General features: G+C 45.7%; 15 protein-coding genes. 7 read left to right on the top strand and 8 right to left on the bottom strand.

Annotated elements, in window-relative coordinates; translation table 11 throughout:
• The first annotated feature begins 413 nt into the window (after positions 1 to 413).
• On the top strand, positions 414 to 3,701 hold the full coding sequence (locus ACO0KV_RS01345; protein ID WP_423039133.1) for a fused MFS/spermidine synthase: 3,288 nt from the start codon (positions 414 to 416) through the stop codon (positions 3,699 to 3,701).
• Positions 3,702 to 3,854: 153 nt separating this feature from the next.
• Here ACO0KV_RS01345 and ACO0KV_RS01350 read toward each other — a convergent pair whose 3' ends face one another.
• The 8 genes from ACO0KV_RS01350 to ACO0KV_RS01385 all read right to left on the bottom strand — a co-directional run bounded on the left by ACO0KV_RS01350 (position 3,855) and on the right by ACO0KV_RS01385 (position 11,555).
• Entirely contained in the window at positions 3,855 to 4,457 is a 603-nt protein-coding gene (locus tag ACO0KV_RS01350) for an FHA domain-containing protein (protein WP_423039135.1), read from the bottom strand.
• A gap of 48 nt (positions 4,458 to 4,505) precedes the next feature.
• Positions 4,506 to 5,312 (bottom strand): Stp1/IreP family PP2C-type Ser/Thr phosphatase, encoded by an 807-nt coding sequence (locus tag ACO0KV_RS01355; RefSeq protein ID WP_423039137.1) that lies wholly within the window; start codon positions 5,310 to 5,312, stop codon positions 4,506 to 4,508.
• Positions 5,313 to 5,775: 463 nt separating this feature from the next.
• A complete protein-coding gene (sucD, locus tag ACO0KV_RS01360; protein ID WP_186913802.1) occupies positions 5,776 to 6,657 on the bottom strand; it encodes a succinate--CoA ligase subunit alpha in 882 nt (293 codons plus the stop codon).
• Between the two features lie 18 nt (positions 6,658 to 6,675).
• Positions 6,676 to 7,860 carry an ADP-forming succinate--CoA ligase subunit beta gene (gene sucC, locus ACO0KV_RS01365; protein ID WP_422993477.1) on the bottom strand — a complete coding sequence of 395 codons (1,185 nt, stop codon included), beginning with the start codon at positions 7,858 to 7,860 and terminating at the stop codon, positions 6,676 to 6,678.
• 31 nt (positions 7,861 to 7,891) lie between these two features.
• Positions 7,892 to 8,485 (bottom strand): DUF2889 domain-containing protein, encoded by a 594-nt coding sequence (locus ACO0KV_RS01370; RefSeq protein ID WP_423039474.1) that lies wholly within the window; start codon positions 8,483 to 8,485, stop codon positions 7,892 to 7,894.
• A gap of 367 nt (positions 8,486 to 8,852) precedes the next feature.
• On the bottom strand, positions 8,853 to 9,311 hold the full coding sequence (gene recX, locus ACO0KV_RS01375) for a recombination regulator RecX (RefSeq protein WP_423039139.1): 459 nt from the start codon (positions 9,309 to 9,311) through the stop codon (positions 8,853 to 8,855).
• A gap of 226 nt (positions 9,312 to 9,537) precedes the next feature.
• The gene (gene recA / locus ACO0KV_RS01380) at positions 9,538 to 10,584 is read right to left on the bottom strand and encodes a recombinase RecA (RefSeq protein WP_423039141.1); all 1,047 of its coding nucleotides are present in this window, start codon (positions 10,582 to 10,584) and stop codon (positions 9,538 to 9,540) included.
• A 227-nt stretch (positions 10,585 to 10,811) separates the two neighbouring features.
• On the bottom strand, positions 10,812 to 11,555 hold the full coding sequence (locus ACO0KV_RS01385) for a tetratricopeptide repeat protein (RefSeq protein WP_423039143.1): 744 nt from the start codon (positions 11,553 to 11,555) through the stop codon (positions 10,812 to 10,814).
• Positions 11,556 to 12,233: 678 nt separating this feature from the next.
• On the opposite strand from ACO0KV_RS01385, the gene ACO0KV_RS01390 reads away from it, so the two are divergent.
• The 6 genes from ACO0KV_RS01390 to ACO0KV_RS01415 all read left to right on the top strand — a co-directional run bounded on the left by ACO0KV_RS01390 (position 12,234) and on the right by ACO0KV_RS01415 (position 19,525).
• Positions 12,234 to 12,965: a response regulator gene (locus ACO0KV_RS01390; protein WP_423039145.1), complete on the top strand. Its 732-nt coding sequence runs from the start codon at positions 12,234 to 12,236 to the stop codon at positions 12,963 to 12,965.
• On the top strand, positions 12,962 to 14,518 hold the full coding sequence (locus ACO0KV_RS01395) for a sensor histidine kinase N-terminal domain-containing protein (RefSeq protein WP_423039147.1): 1,557 nt from the start codon (positions 12,962 to 12,964) through the stop codon (positions 14,516 to 14,518). The genes ACO0KV_RS01390 and ACO0KV_RS01395 overlap by 4 nt, the downstream gene beginning before the upstream one ends.
• Before the next feature lies 1 nt (position 14,519).
• A complete protein-coding gene (locus ACO0KV_RS01400; protein WP_423039149.1) occupies positions 14,520 to 14,783 on the top strand; it encodes a DUF4212 domain-containing protein in 264 nt (87 codons plus the stop codon).
• The gene (locus tag ACO0KV_RS01405; RefSeq protein ID WP_423039151.1) at positions 14,783 to 16,819 is read left to right on the top strand and encodes a sodium:solute symporter family protein; all 2,037 of its coding nucleotides are present in this window, start codon (positions 14,783 to 14,785) and stop codon (positions 16,817 to 16,819) included. Before ACO0KV_RS01400 ends, ACO0KV_RS01405 begins: the two co-directional genes overlap by 1 nt.
• Before the next feature lie 256 nt (positions 16,820 to 17,075).
• Positions 17,076 to 18,509, top strand: a complete 1,434-nt coding sequence (locus tag ACO0KV_RS01410) for a circularly permuted type 2 ATP-grasp protein (RefSeq protein WP_423039153.1) — start codon at positions 17,076 to 17,078, stop codon at positions 18,507 to 18,509.
• A gap of 65 nt (positions 18,510 to 18,574) precedes the next feature.
• Positions 18,575 to 19,525: an alpha-E domain-containing protein gene (locus ACO0KV_RS01415; protein WP_423039155.1), complete on the top strand. Its 951-nt coding sequence runs from the start codon at positions 18,575 to 18,577 to the stop codon at positions 19,523 to 19,525.

Genomic DNA, 19,525 nt, shown 5'->3' on the forward strand with positions numbered 1-19,525 from the left:
AATCCGGCTTAAAGACGAATCGTGATGCAAAAACGATGGCCTTACTAGGATTTTACTTTCTCATCTTCACTGCTATTTTAGGCCTGAATTCTATGCCATATCATTGGTTGATTCGGTCTATATTTACCTTATCTAGCGGCCACCTTGTTGATGCACTCAAAAGCTATTCACCTGTTTTTTTAATTTTGTTTTTGTTTAGCAGACCACAGCTTCATTGGTACTCTGTTGTTGTATCTAGTGGAATTGTAATCTCAGCTATATTCTCACTCAACTCCCCAGACACGGCGTTGTATACATGGCAGTTAAATCAACTTGTTGACGATCTACTTACTTTCTCAAATTTCACTGCAGTTGCAGCTTCGACCGTTCTAGTTCTACGGGTTTGTTCCATAATAAAAACATCCGAAAGTGCTGTGTACGAAAAAAATTTGCGTCATCTGTTTGTCCTCATTCTAGTTTTAATCGCTATTCCTTCTTGTGCACTAGAACTAGAAATAAGTATACATCCAGAAATTCTTGATTTTATTGCAATACACTGGGATTCAGCGAGCCATCTTAGTATCTCACCGGAACTCCATCACCTCGTCGACCTAATACCAGGGTTACCAGAGCTTGTATTTTTGGTTTATACATTTACGCCGATTGGCTTTCTTTTTGTTTGCCTGTTTCAACTTAATGGTTTCCCTAAACAAACTGCATCAGGGGCAAAAACATGGGTAGTTTTATCGGCATGCGCATTGTTGGCATATAATTTCTTTCCAATAACTGGTCCTCGCTACGTCTTTGGTTCTGAATATTTTGTTAATAAGCTCGGTGAGCCAAGCGCATATCCCCTCAGCGCATTCGCTGGTAGCACAGCACCTCGCAATGGTATGCCATCCATGCATTTTGGCTGGATGCTTGCCTCGACCATACTTTGGTGGCGAACAGTTAGCACTTGGTGGAGCAGGATGCTATTTATTTTTGCAACTTTACTTACTGCTATCGCCACCATTTATTTGGGCGAGCACTACGTCGTTGATCTGATCGTGGCTGTACCATTTACTTTAGCAGCAATCGCACTCTGCACTAACAACGTCAGTTGGGCGCACGCTGAAAGAAAATGGACCGTTATCGGCGGTTTTCTCACTTGGTTCATTTGGGTCGTTGTATTACGCGAGCTTGTACCGTTTGCCGAACAACATCAGTGGTTCTGCTGGGTCATGAATGGCAGCACAAGCGTCGTTGTGATTTTTCAGTGCATTGCGATGAAAAGATTCGCACAGCTCGCTCAATTGCCAGTTGAAGATGCATCGACTGATTGCGACAATAAAACTGCTTTTTTTTCTACTTTTGAAAGAAAAGTAAGTGCCATGTTTTTCGCCTCTGGTGCGGCAGCATTGATCTATCAAGTGTTGTTTGCAAAGACGATCGCGCTGACGTTTGGCAGCACGTCGACGGCGACCCTGACGGTGCTTGCAACATTTCTGGGTGGAATGGCAATTGGGGCTTTTTTGGGTGGTAAGTTTGCAAGCCAGACTAAACGCCCCTTATTTACGTATGCCATTATTGAGGGCTTGATCGCCCTATATTGCATCGCAACTCCTATGCTCTTTCACGGAACACAAACGATCTATGTAACTCTTGCAATGGGACTGCCGCCAGAAGCACCAGCTTTGCTTTTGCTCAAAGTTTGCCTGGGAGGTATAGTTCTGTTGGCGCCGACAATCATGATGGGTGCAACATTGCCGTTGCTGGCACAAGTCCTTGATGTTAAAACTCAAAAAATTGGCATTAAGATCGCGCTTCTCTATCTGACCAATACGGCAGGCGCCACGATCGGTGCGCTTGTTTGTGGTTACCTGTTAATACCTGCTGTAGGTGTTACGAACACAACGTTGATTGCCGCATTACTGAATTTCTTAGTGGCGCTTGGTGGTTTAGAGCTTAATAAAACTTTTATTTTCCATCCGGTTCAGCGTGAGATATTGACCGTCAGGCCGTTCGCTTCTTTACCGGATCATGCCACGCCACTAGCATTGATCACATTAGGTCTGGGTGGAATCGCATCGTTAGGTTTAGAAGTAACCTACGTTCATATGTTGTCTATTGTGGCAGGCAATAGTGTCTACGCATTTAGTTTAATGCTCGCAACATTTTTATCCGGACTATCGATTGGCGGTTTTCTATTCAAATCCTTATTGGAAAGAAACCAGCCAGAATCATTACGCTGGCTTGCTTATGCATTTGTTGGTCTGGCGCTAAGCACTGCGTGCAGCACCTACTTCTGGAATGTGATTCCAGATTATTTCGCCAGCTTCACAACGCACCCACCAGCGCGCACCTTCGTAGCCCGGGAAGCAATCCGTGCGGTGGTTTGTGCATTAATCATGCTACCACCGACAATTTTTATCGGTGGCGCTTATGTGCTGGGCATGGACATCATTACCTGTCTTGCACCCAACAATCAGATTCGTACCATTGGTGTTGGTGCAGCAATCAACACGACAGGTAATATCATCGGCGTTTTACTGTTCGGCTTCTTTTTGCTGCCGACGATAGGCGGAATTCAGTCGATTCACGTCATCAGTTTAATCTCTTTTCTATTATCGATTCTGATTGTGAGCCTCAGCGGCTTACCTGCTAAAAAACGATCCTTCTTTTGGCTGGGTATGTCTGGATTTACGATTCTGATTTGTCTGCAAGTCCCACTCAATTACCAAGCATTGAGTTCTGGTGCTAATGTTTATTTTGCGCCACAGTCATATGGCAGAGTTATTGATCATGCAGAGAGTATTGATGGTGGATTAACTTCGGTAACACAAGTAACAGATGCCGATTACAAGACCTTGCTCACCAATGGTAAATTCCAAGGCAATAACGCCTGGCAAGGGGAGATGAAGGCACAAATTGGCTTTGCTTTTGTGCCATTACTTCATCAAGAAAAAAGAGAGCGTGCGTTGGTTATTGGCTATGGCACTGGCGTGACCAGTCGCGTATTCAAAGAGGCTGGCTTTAAAGACCTTGATATTGCCGAATTAAGTAGCGATGTCATCAGGATGGCAAATAAACATTTTGGTGATGTCAATCAACACGTTTCTGAACTGCCGCAGGTTCATCTGCATGTAACTGATGGGCGTAATATGCTGTTACTCGCTCCGCGAGCCAGACAATACGATATTATTAGTTTAGAAATTACCTCCATCTGGTTCGCTGGCGCAGCATCGCTCTACAACCAGGAATTTTATCAACTGGTCAAAGCTCACCTGCAACCGGACGGCATATTGCAGCAATGGGTGCAACTCCATCATTTAAATCCGACTGATATTCTCAGCATCATTAGCACCATCAGATCTGAATTCAAGTATGTATCTTTATACCAACTTGGTGGTCAAGGTATTCTGATTGCATCCAATGAACCTAGTCATAAAGATTTCAATACAACAGCAATCCATGCTGTCGAGAAAACGCCACCGCTGCTCAATATATTACAGCGTGGAAAACAATCGATCGAGCTGGTAAAAGAAAGTAGAGAACTAGATAGCAACAGTATCGATCAGTACCTCATCAAAGTGGGCGTTGATCCCAATGTGTGGGTATCTAACGACAACAACTTACGACTGGAATATACGACACCTAAAGGGAATGTGAATGACGCTGCCGCGAGCTATGCGAATAACATGCACATACTGCGACAATACCGAAATAATACTAACCCGTGAGAACTGGTCTCAAGGGTTCTCTAAAGTTTGGTTAGCTAGGTATTAATTTAGTGTGATATCTACAGAACTCTGGAAAGAGCACTGTTGAGGAATACGAGCCTACATATAGTTGAAGAAATGGTCTGATTGCGAAAATCGTCAGACCACATCTTTTTATCCGTTCCCAGCCAAAAACTGCATCTTCGTAGACATCAGATCAATGATGTCTCCGTGTTCTAAGATCGTCTTGGCGACAATCTCACGTTCGTTGATTTTTGGTTTCGTGGTGCCCTCAACAGGGGTGATCGAATAATTCGTCTGATGTTTGGCAATGGCGACTACCTGAACACCGGGGCTACCGATTGTTGTAATGGGCTTGGTTAATATGAGTTCTTTACCTGCATTATTACCGTTCATTACTCGGATTTTCGCTGGGGCAGACATTACGTTGTCAACGACAGCACCTGAAATCGGCTGAACCTGCGCATTTTTTTCTACCTGGAAGCGCAGCTTGTATTTACCAATATCGATCACATCGTCATGTTGCAACAGATGCTTTTTGATGGGCTGGCTATTGACCATCGTGCCATTGGTACTGCCCAAATCAAGCACAAAAGAACCGTTTGGCGTTGTGTCGATAGCTGCGTGCTGACCGCTAACCGTTAAATGATCAATCACAATATCATTGCCCGGACGACGTCCTACCGTCATACGCGACTTTGTAATGCTGACTTCTTGTTGAACCAACCCATTAAAGGTGACGATAATTTTCGCCATAAATCTCTCGTAAATTCAATGTGAATAAAAGCACAAATGTTACCCAAGCTACCGGAGCAAAAAGCGTTGCATCCACGAAGGGCTGGGCATCGCATTGACTTTGAATAAGACGACCGATGAATTATCAACACCGCCCGCCGCATTGGCATTATCTATCAGTACCCTGCAACATTGCGACAGATCTTGCGCATTTTGTTGCATTAAAAGTTGAATTTCATCATGACTGAGCATATCGGTCAATCCGTCTGAACACAACATATACAAATCCTGCTCTTTCATCGGATGCGCGTGTAATTCAACGACCACATCTTCTTGTGTACCAACAGCACGAGTGATTAAATTTTTAATAGAAGAGAATCTCGCTTGCTCTTCCGTCAGCAACCCAGCGTCAAGTTGTTCCTGCAACACCGAGTGGTCATGGGTTAGACCGGTCAATACACCATCACGGAAACGATAGGCCCGAGAATCGCCGACGTGCGCCAACAATAATTTATCCTGAGAACAACACGCCAGAACCACTGTCGTCCCCATGCCAAAACAATCTGCATTCGTTTGAGAGGTATAAAGTACGTGGCGGTTTGCCAACTCGATTGACTCAACCATCCAACGCGACAAATTCAGCGTTTGAAAACCTAATCTGGAGACTCTGCTGCCATCTAGTTTAGCGCACAAATAATCGGCGATCACTTGCGACGTCATTGCGCTGGCGACCTCACCCGCGTTATAGCCGCCCATGCCGTCAGCCAGAATCGCACATCCATAATCAGCGCACACAACAATGGCGTCTTCATTATGATCCCGGACACACCCCGTGTCAGAGAGTGCTGCAAATTCTAATACATGCTGTTGAGACATTGATAATTGCTTAACTGTGCGAATAGATTGGAATGAATGTAAAAATAAATAGTGTCTGACCGATCTTATTTACACAAGACAAGTTTTCACTCAGCTTATAACGATCAACGTAAAACCTTAAGCAAACCGTCAAATACGAGCAATAAATCCATAAAACAAAGGGAGTGTAACGGTTTGCAAGCCACTATTTTTATAGTCTAGAACAAACACTAAACGCCACCAACTGAAGTACTACCATTGATTTTAAAAAATCAATGTATTCACAGCTGATCGAGTTGACAACCCGTGGTTTGCAACAATGCAGGTATCAGATTTGCATAAATTCCATGACGAGCACAAGCTTAACATTAAGAAAATCTGTTTGCACAATATTCCAGCAAATGAAGTCCTTCAGCGAATAAAAAAAGCCGCGTTTTACGCGGCTTTTTGTCTTTCTTGGTATGAAACCAACGTTCAGGCTAAATTACAGCATCGCCTTCAACAAACGCGCCATTTCTGACGGGTTTTTAGTTGCTTTGATACCGCACTCTTCCATGATATCCAGTTTCGCTTGTGCAGTATCTGCACCACCGGAGATCAGAGCACCTGCGTGGCCCATGCGTTTGCCCGGAGGAGCTGTAACACCAGCGATGAAACCAACGACTGGCTTCTTCATGTTGTCACGTACCCAGTAAGAAGCATTCGCTTCATCTGGGCCACCAATTTCACCGATCATGATCACAGCGTCTGTATCTGGATCATCATTGAACATCTTCATGATGTCGATGTGTTTCAGACCATTGATAGGATCGCCACCGATACCAACAGCGGAAGATTGACCCAGACCCAGCGCAGTCAATTGACCCACTGCTTCATAAGTCAATGTACCGGAACGGGAAACCACGCCGATACGACCTTTACGGTGGATATGGCCAGGCATAATACCGATTTTGATTTCGTCTGGTGTGATCAGACCTGGGCAGTTAGGTCCGAGCAATTTTGTCTTGCTACCAGATTTAGCCATGCGGTCTTTCAACATCATCATGTCACGAACTGGAATGCCTTCAGTAATGCAGATGGCCAGATCTAGATCCGCTTCTACGGCTTCCCAGATTGCTGCTGCTGCGCCTGCTGGCGGAACATAGATCACGGAAACTGTCGCGCCTGTCGCTGCTTTAGCTTCTGAAACGTTAGCAAAAATAGGAATGCCTTCGAAATCTTCGCCAGCTTTCTTTGGATTCACGCCAGCAACGAAACATTCTTTGCCATTTGCGTAATCGCGGCACATACGTGTATGGAACTGGCCAGTTTTGCCAGTGATACCTTGGGTAATGACTTTAGTGTCTTTATTAATCAGGATGGACATATTGATTCCTTGCGATAATTAAGCGTGAGCTGCGGCAGCGGCAACAACTTTCTGCGCTGCTTCTTCCATCGTGTCAGCAGAGATGATTGGCAGACCAGAGTCAGCCAACATTTTCTTGCCGATGTCTTCGTTAGTACCCTTCATACGTACAACCAGAGGCACTTTCAAAGATACTGCTTTAGATGCAGTAATCACGCCTTCAGCAATCACGTCACAACGCATGATGCCACCGAAAATGTTAACCAGGATGGCTTTCAGACCTGGGTTTTTCAACATGATCTTGAACGCTTCAGTTACTTTTTCTGCTGTTGCACCGCCGCCTACGTCTAAGAAGTTAGCTGGTTCGCCGCCGAACAATTTGATCGTGTCCATTGTTGCCATCGCCAAACCTGCACCGTTGACCAAGCAACCGATGTTACCGTCGAGGGAGATGTAAGCCAGGTCAAATTTGGACGCTTCGATTTCAGCTGGATCTTCTTCGTCCAGATCGCGGTAAGCAACGATTTCTGGTTGGCGGAACAATGCGTTCGCGTCGAAGTTGAATTTCGCATCCAGAGCGATGACTTTGCCGGAGCCAGTCAAGATCAATGGGTTGATTTCAGCTAAAGAGCAATCTGTTTCCATGAAAGCTTTGAACAAGCCTTGCAATTGAACGCGCGCATCAGCGATAGAGCCTTCTGGCACACCGATTTTACGGGAGATATCATCCGCTTCTGCGTCTTGCAGACCTGCACTTGGATCGATAGCGATAGAGTGAATCAGTTCTGGATGTTTTTCCGCAACTTCTTCGATGTCCATACCGCCTTCAGACGATGCCATCAAAACAACGCGTTGGCTGATACGGTCAGTTACCATACTAACGTACAGTTCTTTAGCAATATCTGCGCCTTCTTCGATCAACAAGCGACGAACTTTTTGACCTTCTGGGCTAGTTTGGTGTGTAACCAATTGCATGCCCAAGATTGCATCGGCGTATTCACGCACTTGCTCTAAAGATTTTGCAACTTTAACGCCGCCGCCTTTACCGCGACCACCAGCGTGGATTTGCGCTTTGACGACCCAGACTGGTCCGCCCAAGGTTTCAGCCGCTTTAACTGCTTCATCAACGGACAAGCATGGGATACCGCGCGGTACGGTCACTCCGAATTTACGGAGGATTTCTTTACCCTGATACTCATGGATTTTCATACGACTTCCCTTCAGACACTGAGGTATAAATAATTAAACAAACAAACTAGCTGGGTGATTTTGCATCGGGCGAAGGTTTCGCCCAACGCGGGTAATACTGAACAACAGCCGGACCATCAAGACGCAGCGCATGGCAACGGTCAAGCTGAAAAGGTGGTTGAGTCTGAGCTGCGTTACCAGCATGATCGCTGGCACTATCGCGTGTATCGATCACATCGCCTGCAAAGGCCTGGATCGCCGCAGTTGGTAAAATTTGTGCGAGTTCGGTGAGGTGCGTGCAGCCATGCACGCCGGTCAGTCGTTCTTTGACGCCCTGCCGGAACTGCTTCATCAAATTTAATCCGATGAGTTTTTTATAATCCGGCGTAATGACTTCGCAATAGCCTGGATAGGGAACAGCGTCTGAGCATGCTTCAACGTCAACGACCTGAAGTTGCAAATTGACTGTTACCCGAATATGAAGGTCGTGTAAGGCCTGCCCCTCTGGACGCACACCTGACGCGAGTTTGATATCGCGGGTCTTGTGATCAGTGATATGGGCGTCAAAATCCCACAAGCCATCTTCGCGAGCAAACGCGGATATGCTGATGGCACGTGTATGTTTTAACGTGCGTGGTATTGTCGGTGGTGATAAGGGCATCATGCCTTGCTGGCGGCTAATTCACTATAAAAGAGCCACAATTGCGCGTCGTTACCGCAGCTTCTACGATAACAGCCGCTCCTGCGGCGCTGCAAAAAACCTTCGAATTCTAGCACAGCTAAAACATGAACTCACCTAAAGCGGTCATTTTTTGCATTTCTATAGAACAAAGACAGTGATTGAAAGGCAAAAAATAGCATTTTTATTGTAACTTTGACTTTAACTTTGGTGGAATTTCGTTACGGAATTTCAATTAGAGGGGCAGTCGACAAAGTCTGCGGAGCGTTTCTTTGGCTTACAAAGCGCCATCCCACAAATTAACGATAAACAAAAACACTTGGTCCCAGTCTTCGCCGGAAAAAGCCCCCTACTCCGCTTCATCCTCTCTCTCCACTCTCATCGCGCCCTGAATCGACTTCCCAGAAAACCCCCTCTGTTGCAAAAATCGGCTTTGCTTCAAACGCTCCTCAAAATCTACTGGCGCATGCGGAAATTTGCGATGAAGCACCGCCAAAGCCCTCTCTAACTCACTCTCCGATAGATTGTCTTTCACTCGCTGAATTTCGACATCATCCAATTGATGCGTTTGCAACTCGGCAAGAATTCGCTGATTACCAAAACGCGAAGAACGACGATTCACCAGAGAATCAGAAAACCGCTCCGCGGACATAAAGTTAGAAGCCTCAAGCCAGTTCAATACGACCTCAACCTCCTCCGCTTCTTCTGCGTAAGGAGATAATTTTCTGACAAGCTCAATCCGACTGTGTTCGCGCATCGACAAATAACGGAGCGCCCGCCCTTTCAGGCTTAATTTTTGTTTCATCATACGAGTGACATCAACGAGCAAAGAGGAAAGAAAAACCAGACCATTCAATTAAAAAATTACTGAATGAATAACAAGACCATAAAAAAACAGCCACACACGACCCAGCATTAGGTTTTTCATTGCAGCCAAAAATAAAAGCCGATAATCTCAGCCAGTTGTTTAGCTGTAAATTATCGGCTTCAGTCAATTTCGACAGGAACCAGAATTTAGATCGACGTCAAATTACTTACTCTGTAGCACTAACACTTAATGCGGGCAACATTGGGACGCCAAGATGTTCGCGTACTTTATTTTCAATTTCATAGGCCAACTGTGGACGTTCCTTTAAGAAGTTACGTGCATTGTCTTTGCCCTGACCGATGCGTTCGCCGTTATAACTATACCAAGCACCCGCTTTTTCAATGATTTTGGCATCGGCACCCAAATCAAGGATTTCACCTTCACGAGATGTACCTTCTCCATAAAGAATATCGAAATGCGCTTCTTTAAATGGTGGTGCCACTTTATTTTTAACTACTTTAACTTTAGTTTCGTTACCAACAACTTCATCGCCAGATTTGATAGAACCAGTACGACGAATATCCAAACGAACGGAAGCATAAAACTTCAGGGCATTACCACCGGTCGTTGTTTCCGGGCTACCAAACATAACGCCAATCTTCATACGGATCTGGTTAATAAAGATCACCAAAGTATTCGTACGCTTGATGCTACCAGTCAATTTACGCAATGCTTGGGACATTAAACGTGCTTGCAGGCCTGGCAATGAATCACCCATATCGCCTTCAATCTCAGCGCGTGGTGTCAATGCAGCAACAGAGTCAATAACGACGAGATCAACACTGCCGGATCGTACCAAAGCATCTGTAATTTCCAGCGCCTGTTCACCAGTATCCGGTTGAGAAATCAACAGCTCATTGAGGTTAACACCCAGCTTTTGCGCGTAACCAACGTCCAGTGCATGCTCTGCATCGATAAAGGCACATGTACCGCCGATTTTTTGCATTTCAGCAATAGCTTGCAGGGTCAAGGTCGTTTTTCCTGACGACTCAGGACCATAAATCTCTACGACACGACCGCGCGGCAAACCGCCAACACCTAATGCAATATCCAAACCTAACGAGCCGGTAGAAACAACTTGTATTTCTTCCACAACGGCGCCATCGGCCATGCGCATGACCGATCCTTTACCAAATTGCTTTTCGATTTGTGCCAGCGCCGCAGCAAGCGCCTTGCTCTTTTCTGAGCTGTTGTCAGATTTCTTATCGTCCATACATTCTTTCATTCAATAAGCAGCCGGTGGAAAATAAACACTGGAACGAATTCCACGTTTTGCAGTACTGTATAAAAAAACAGTGATTTATGCAAGCGACTTTTTAAAACAAATTAAAAAAACGAAAAGTTTATTTTATGTAACATTCGACACAGTTGAGTCATTGCCTATGGAAAATCGCCGGATACGATCAATTGAAGGCAGATGTAAAATTGAAAGCCTGACGATTACATTGAAAATGCGTTTTTCAGACGCCCCAGCATTACGGCATTGAGTTCGATGTTGTGCTTATTCCAGCGATTAATCGTTTGATCAAGGTCTAATTTCAGACGAAGTGCCGTCTCTTTATCACCGATACCGATTGCCCAAATAGCGTACTCTGCACGGGCATCAAAACTACCGTACTTCTGCAGTGCAAACTCAAATTCAGAACGTGCGTCCTGCTCTTTACCAGCAGCGGCAAGTGTCCGTGCCATCAGCAAAGAGACAACTTCGGGTGCGTAATTAGGTGTTCGTTCGCGCAAGGTATGGAGATGGTCGATGCAGGCATCGTAGCGCTGACATGCAAAATTAGCCTGTGCGGCGCCAAGGCGTATCGCTGGGTCACCTGCAAACGGACCTTGCAAACATGCTTCGTAATTTTGCGCCGAATCCTGTGACTGACCAGCAGCCAACAACGCGGCGGCAAGTCTCATCTGATTCTGTGCTGTTGGTGTGTAATTAAAAGCTTCTCTTGCCTCGCGCAGCTCACGATTCGGGTCAAGTATTTTTCCAGCTACAGAGATGACCTTCTTAGCTCCGTACTGAATACGGGTGCTGGGCAAGTAAATGGCAATGCCGTACACCAGACTGCCGAGCAATGGGAACATAAATAAAATCGCTAACCAATACATATTCTGCCCCGTCCGAACGACATGTATCGCAAAAAATACAGCGATCAGTACATGAATACCAATACCAAAAAATTGCATAATTCTTCCTAGAGTTGCTTAATAACTTGACGTTGACTTATTGGTTGGCATGAATGCTAACCTTATCACCACTAACACTGTAGATTGAACAGATTCGCACACACCACCCGCATCGATTTTCAATGACACGTTGCCCCGAGGGTACGGTTGAATCCGCTATCACACAGTAGTTTATCATCACCCGAGAACTGAAATTATCGCCGTTTTCGTCCCAAGGAATATGCGCCAATCATCCGAGGGCAGATCCGCCAGCGATGACGCCATGTTTTTATTCAGGTACGCACTCAGGATATTTGACTTTCGATTCATTCATTTTTAGCTAAAACCGCGCTTCCAAGCGAAGGAGAATCAAATCGCATTCATTTTTCTCCGGCGAAAAGTCAAATTCGTCTATAAATTCGACGACAAATTTGGTATAACGTTAAACAAAGATGAAATAGGTTTTACGGATAATGCAAAATCAGATGTTGATCAGACTTTGCGAGTCCCGAATAACCGTTTCCGCAAATAATAATTAAATGATGGTGTTGTCATTCCCGAAGTGACAATATCGTCAATCCAAAGGCAATAAAAGATGGTGCGCCACCGTGATTTTCTCCCGAGTTAGACCAAACAGGGCTTATATCATTGCGCATTTTCTTTTGGGATAAGAGACAAATTCATTTTTAAAGAAACCTCATGCGTATCTTGCTTGCTGAAGACGATAGTGTCCTGGCAGATGGTCTGACCCGTTCGTTGCGCCAATCCGGTTATGCAACCGATTGCGTCAACAATGGACAAGAAGCCGATTCTGCCTTATCAACCCAGGATTTTGATTTACTTATCCTCGACCTGGGCCTGCCTAAAATGAGTGGACTGGAAGTCTTGCGCCGTCTGCGAGCCCGAAATTCTCATCTGCCAGTGCTTATCCTGACGGCGGCAGATTCCGTTGAGCAGCGGGTAAAAGGGCTGGATCTGGGTGCCGATGACTACATGGCAAAACCATTCGCCTTATCAGAACTCGAAGCTCGGGTGCGAGCACTGACAAGACGCGGCGCAGGTGGTGGGCCGACTATTATCAAACATGGCCCGTTAAGCTATGACCAGGTAGGAAGAATTGCCTACATCCATGAGCAGATGCTCGATTTATCTGCACGTGAACTAGGATTACTGGAAGTGCTTTTACAACGCACCGGACGTTTAGTTTCGAAAGAACAACTTGTTGACCATCTCTGTGAATGGGGCGAAGAAGTCAGCAATAACGCTATTGAAGTCTATGTTCACCGTTTGCGTAAAAAAATTGAAATTGATGGGGTACGTATCGCAACCGTGCGTGGTCTTGGATATTGTTTAGAAAAATTTTTTGTTGCGCCAGCAGCTCGTGCGACCTCTGTTGACCTCAACACGAACTCTGACACCGATCAAAAATGACGATGGATAGTGGCGTAAATCCTGCACCGGCCCAGGCTAGTCCGGAAAATACGCTACTGAGTCAACAAGAAGAAGTTAACCAACGCTCTCTGTTTGGTGAAATTCTAGATTGGATGCTCGCGCCGCTACTATTATTGTGGCCCATGAGTATCGCCATCACTTATCTGGTCGCAAAGTCTATTGCAAATCAACCATTTGATCATGCCTTAGAAAATAAAATCATGCTGATTTCTCAGCAAATCAAGCAAGTTGATCATAAGTTGGTTTCACGCCTGACACAGCCGGCGCGAGACATTTTAAGGGCTGATGATCTCGATACGATTTATTTTCAAGTCAAAGCAGGCAACGGACAACTTATCGATGGTGATCAGACCATTCCACAACCCGCAGACGATGAAAAACCAATACCCGGCAACATCCAGTTAAAGAATGTCAGCTTTGGTGGTGCTGATTTTCGTGTTGCCTATGCGTACATGGATGTTGATAGCCTTGATCGCACTTTGCCTGATGAGGCTACAGGTAGCAGAGAAAAAACATCTCATGTACAAGTATTGATCCAGATTGCAGAAACACTGGAAAAACGCTCGAATCTCGCCAATGAGATCATTAAAGGCGTTATTCTTCCACAGTTTATTATTCTTCCCATCGCATTGGCATTGGTCTGGTTTGCGTTAAGTCGTGGACTGTCGCCACTCGCCGAACTGCAACATCGGATCCGAGCACGGCGCCCAGACGATCTAAGTCCCATTGATTCGCGGCAGGTACCTGAAGAAATCACACCTTTAGTGAATTCACTCAACGATATGCTAGCGCGTCTGACGCAGACGATTGATAGCCAGAAGCGTTTTATCGCTGATGCAGCACATCAAATGAAGACACCACTGGCTGGGATGCGAATGCAATCAGAACTAGCGTTACGCCAGACCGATCAGGAAGAAATTCATCGTTCACTTTTGCAACTGTCGACCAGTTCAGAAGCAGCAACCAGGCTAATTAACCAATTGCTGACCATGGCGCGTGCAGAAAATCAAACGCCCGCCCAGCAACCGCTTAAACAAATCGTTCTTAATGAGTTAGCGATGGATGTCGTACGAGAGTGGATTCCAATCTCGTTCAACAAGAGAATTGACCTCGGGTTCGAACAAACTGATGAGGCAGTGACCATTTTTGGCAATCCACTCATGTTAAAAGAGATGCTCAGCAATCTGGTCGACAATGCAATTCGGTATACGCCTGCAGAGCATAACATTACCGTCAAAGTTAACGTCAATCATTCACAGCAACTAGCGATTCTGGAAGTCGAAGACAATGGCCCGGGTATTCCGGTCTCAGAACGTGAACATGTCTTCGAGCGCTTCTACCGGATTTTAGGAACCAATGTCCAAGGGAGTGGACTAGGCCTATCCATTGTGCGTGAAATTGTCTTGCAACACGATGCACATATCGACATCAGCGATAACCCACATCCACAAGATAAGCAATTTCCTGGCTGTGTGTTCCGTATTTTTTTCAAATTAAATCCGTTCGATGATTTCGTCCCTGAAGGCGACTGAGATGAATACAACGACTACGCCAGAAAAACACCACTATTGGCGCAACACCAAACGTCTGACCAGCGTGCTACTGATAGTATGGTTTAGCCTCACTTTTGTCAGCCTCTTTTTTGCCCGTGAGTTATCCAGCATGCATTTCTTTAGCTGGCCACTCTCGTTCTACATGGCAGCACAAGGATTGACGCTGAGCTTTGTATCGATACTTGCCATCTATTCGCTAGGAATGCGCTGGATTTCACGGACTAAGTCAAAAGGTGAAAACTGATGGCGAACAATCACTTTTCCAGAAAATTAACCAGATACTACACGTGGTATACCTTTCTTTTTTTTGTTTTTCTCATCAGCCTTGCCATCCTTGAACGAGAAGGTGTACCTCGCTCATGGATAGGCTATCTGTTCATGTTTGTGACCATCATCATTTATGCGGGGATTGGTGTCCTTTGCCGTACCTCGGATATCACGGAATACTATGTTGCAGGGCGTCGGGTACCCGCCGTCTTTAATGGCATGGCAACGGCAGCAGACTGGATGTCTGCGGCTAGTTTTTTAAGTCTGGCTGGCGGCTTATATTTACAGGGTTTTGATGGATTGGCCTACATCGTAGGATGGACTGGTGGCTTTTGTCTGGTCGCAATGTTGATCGCACCCTATATTAGAAAATTTGGGCAGTACACAATTCCAGACTTTCTAGGCGCCCGCTTTGCAGGGAAAGACGACAGTAATCTGGTTCGATTACTCGCTGTATTAGCAACCGTATTTATTTCTTTTATTTACGTGGTCGCTCAAATTTACGGTGTTGGCCTGATTACCTCCCGCTTTACTGGTGTTGATTTTTCTGTCGGTATTTTTTTAGGTCTAGCGAGTATTTTAGTCTGTTCATTTTTGGGCGGCATGCGCGCGATCACTTGGACCCAAGTCGCGCAATACATCATCATTTTGGTCGCTTTCATGATTCCGGTCGTCTGGTTATCGATCAAACATAGTGATAATCCAGTTCCACAAATATCCTATGGATCTTTTTTACCTAAACTGAGTAGCCTAGAAAAAACGTTTGAGAACGATCCGAAAGAAAAAGATGTCCGCGCAATCTACACATTACGGGCGAATGAATTTCAGGAAAAAATTCAACACTTACCGGGCTCGTGGGAGCATGGCCGCACAGAATTAACGGCTAACTTAGAGCAATTGAAAAATGGTGCCGGCAATCTCATTCAGATTAAAAGCGCCACCAGGGCACTAGAAAGTTATCCTGCGACCCCAGAAGAAGCACGTACCCGATGGATTGATATGCAGAACATGTATCTGGCAAAGTCACACGCTGGCTTTTCGCAGTACACACCTTATGCTGCAAAAACTCAATCTGAATCGAATGATAAGCGAAATAATTTCCTCGCCTTGGTGTTATGTCTGATGATGGGAACGGCGGCCCTACCCCACGTTTTGACCCGTTACTACACAACGCCATCGGTGACCGAAAGCAGAGACTCTGTTTTCTGGTCTTTGTTTTTTATTATGTTGCTCTATATTACGATCCCTGCGCTTGCTATCCTATTAAAATATGATATTTATACTTCACTGGTAGGTAGTAAATTTTCCGATCTTCCGGCATGGGTTACCTACTGGGCAAACATCGACAAACTAAATCCCTTGGTGAGTATCATCGATATCAATAATGATGGGATCGTGCAACTATCTGAGATCAATATTGACGGTGATATCGTCGTACTAGCTACGCCAGAGATTTCTGGCTTGCCGTATGTCATTTCTGGCTTAGTTGCAGCGGGTGGATTGGCAGCCGCGTTATCAACCGCTGATGGATTATTGCTGACAATCTCCAATTCTTTATCGCACGATATTTACTACAAAATGATTGATCCGTCTGCCTCGACGCAAAAGCGCGTGACGATTTCTAAACTTTTTTTACTCGTGGTTGCGCTGTTCGCTGCATATGTTGCCTCATTGAAACCAGCAGATATTTTGTCACTTGTTGGTGCAGCGTTCTCCGTTGCAGCATCGACGCTCTTTCCTGCACTGGTATTGGGCATTTTCTGGAAACGAACGAACCACCAGGGTGCAATCGCCGGCATCATTACCGGCTTTAGTGTATGTATCTTTTACATGATCTATACACATCCATTGTTCGGCGGCAATATTCATAACCAATGGTGGCACATCGCACCGATCTCTGCAGGTGTGTTCGGCGTGCCCGCTGGTTTTATCGCTATGACACTGGTGAGTATATTCACCCCAAAGCCAGATATACATACGCTAGAACTCATTGACTATATCCGCGCTCCTTGATATAAAAATAGAACTTATGCAAAACCGTTCCAGCGATGTCATCGTTGCTGGCTGGGACAGTTTTGCGACACTACTTCGTTTCTGATTGACGCAACTGACCTGGCCTTTCCGCGTGGGTAGGTAACCTCTGGCCGATCATGTCGCCAGCTTTTGTTATGAGACCCTGCTGGTTCAGTTTAGCGTGAGCATACACTTCACTATGGTCTGGCACGTTTCTTGATATAGTCAGAATCAACAGCACTCGCGGAAATTTGACATGGCAAAATTTTTTAATGAAATGACTGCTGACGTAGCAAGCAGCCCAGATACTCTGAACTTAACGCGGGCACACTATCGCGACTTTGATTTGTGGTTGAAACAGCAAACCACGGAACGTTTACAACGCAAGCGTGCTGAAGCCGACCTGAGTTTCCGACGCGTAGGGATTACCTTCGCGGTTTATGGTGACGATGCAGGTACTGAGCGGCTGATTCCTTTTGACATTATTCCGCGGATCATTCCTGCGCACGAATGGCAGCAGTTGCAAACTGGTCTGGTCCAACGCGTACAAGCGCTCAATATGTTCATTCATGACGTTTATCACGATCAGAATATCATTAAGGCGGGGATTATTCCGCCAGAGCAGATTTATAAAAACGCACAGTACCGTCCTGAGATGCAGGGCATTTCAGTTGCATCAAATATCTATGCTCACATCGCAGGCGTTGATATTGTACGTGCAGGTGCCGGCGAGTTTTACGTCTTGGAAGACAACTTACGGGTACCGTCCGGTGTGTCGTATATGCTGGAAGATCGCAAGATGATGATGCGACTCTTTCCCGAATTATTCAGTAGCAATAAAATTGCGCCGGTCGATCATTATCCGGATATGTTGCTCGACAATCTGCGCTCTGTCGCACCGGTTGGTGTCGATAATCCTACCGTCGTTGTCATGACGCCTGGGATGTATAACTCAGCCTACTTTGAACATGCATTTCTTGCCCAACAAATGGGTGTCGAGCTCGTTGAAGGAAAAGATTTATTCGTCAACGACAACGCCGTCTATATGCGAACCACCCGAGGACCGAAGCGTGTCGACGTTATTTATCGCCGTATTGATGATGATTTCCTTGATCCGCTGGCATTCCGCCCAGATTCTTCACTTGGCGTTCCGGGCTTGTTGTCGGTTTACCGTTCTGGCCGAGTGACTTTAGCCAATGCCATCGGCACCGGCGTGGCGGATGATAAATCGATTTATCCATATGTACCGGATATGATCAGATTTTATTTATCGGAAGAACCAATTCTCAATAACGTGCCGACTTACCAATGCCGTAAGCCAGAAGATCTCTCTTACACGCTAGCGAACTTGTCTGAGTTGGTCGTCAAAGAAGTCCACGGTGCAGGTGGTTACGGAATGCTGGTTGGACCGGCTTCAACCAAGCAGCAAATTGAAGATTTCCGCCAGCGGATTATTGCTAAGCCTGACGGCTATATTGCGCAACCAACGCTGGCATTGTCTGCTTGCCCTACTTTTGTTGAGAATGGCATTGCGCCACGCCATATCGATTTACGACCATTTGTCTTATCCGGAAAAACCATATCAATGGTACCTGGTGGATTGACGCGGGTTGCTTTGCAAGAAGGCTCACTGGTCGTCAACTCGTCGCAAGGCGGGGGAACCAAAGATACCTGGATTTTAGAAAAATAATTCAGTCAGCGCAATCGAACCACCGCTGATTTCACAGCGTCATTACTGACGCGTTAGGAACTACAATGCTAAGTCGTACCGCAGATCATTTATTCTGGATGGCCCGTTACACTGAGCGGGCAGAAAATACGGCACGTATGCTGGACGTGAATGTGCAGACATCAATGCTGCCACAATCAGCTGAAAATGCAGAGCACGGTTGGCGTGCGATGCTGGGGATCTCCGAATTGCAATCAGCATTCGATCACCATTACGGCATACTGACCAAAAAAGATGTCCTCGATTTTATGGTGCGTGATCCAATGAACCCATCATCCATTGCTTCATGTCTGAAAGAAGCACGTGAGAATGCACGTGCTGTGCGCGGAACACTAACGACGGAAGTGTGGGAGACACAAAATGCCACCTGGCTGGAAGTCCAAGAAAAATTGGCTAGCGGGATGCTAGAACAAGATCCGGGTCAGTTTTTTGAGTGGGTGAAGTTTCGCTCACATCTGTCGCGCGGCGTGACGCTTGGAACAATGCTCAAAGATGAAGCTGTGCACTTCATCCGTTTAGGAACCTTCCTGGAGCGTGCAGATAATACCGCACGGATTTTAGATGTGAAATTTCATGGCATCAATGAAATCGAACGAAATCAGCAAGTGATGCAGCGCGACTTTTATTACTGGGGCGCGTTATTACGTTCTGTCTCTGGGTTTGAAATTTATCGTAAAGTATATCGAGATGTGATTACACCAGAACGTGTTGCTGAGCTATTGATGTTACGTGGTGATATGCCGCGCTCTTTGCTAGCATGCATGGATGACGTGGTCGCCAACTTAGCCGAGGTACGCAACGACGTCTCCGCTGATACTGAGCGTCTAGCAGGAAAGCTGCATGCAGACCTTAAATTTGCGAAAATCGAAGATATTCTTGAAGCTGGTTTACACGATACTTTAACGGAATTTTTAGAACGTATTTTTGAATTGGGTAATCGCATCAGTCGCGATTTCTTGGTTCCGCTAGCCGCGTAG

The sequence above is a fragment of the Undibacterium sp. RuRC25W genome (assembly GCF_049339825.1).
In the GTDB taxonomy this organism is placed as follows: domain Bacteria; phylum Pseudomonadota; class Gammaproteobacteria; order Burkholderiales; family Burkholderiaceae_D; genus Undibacterium.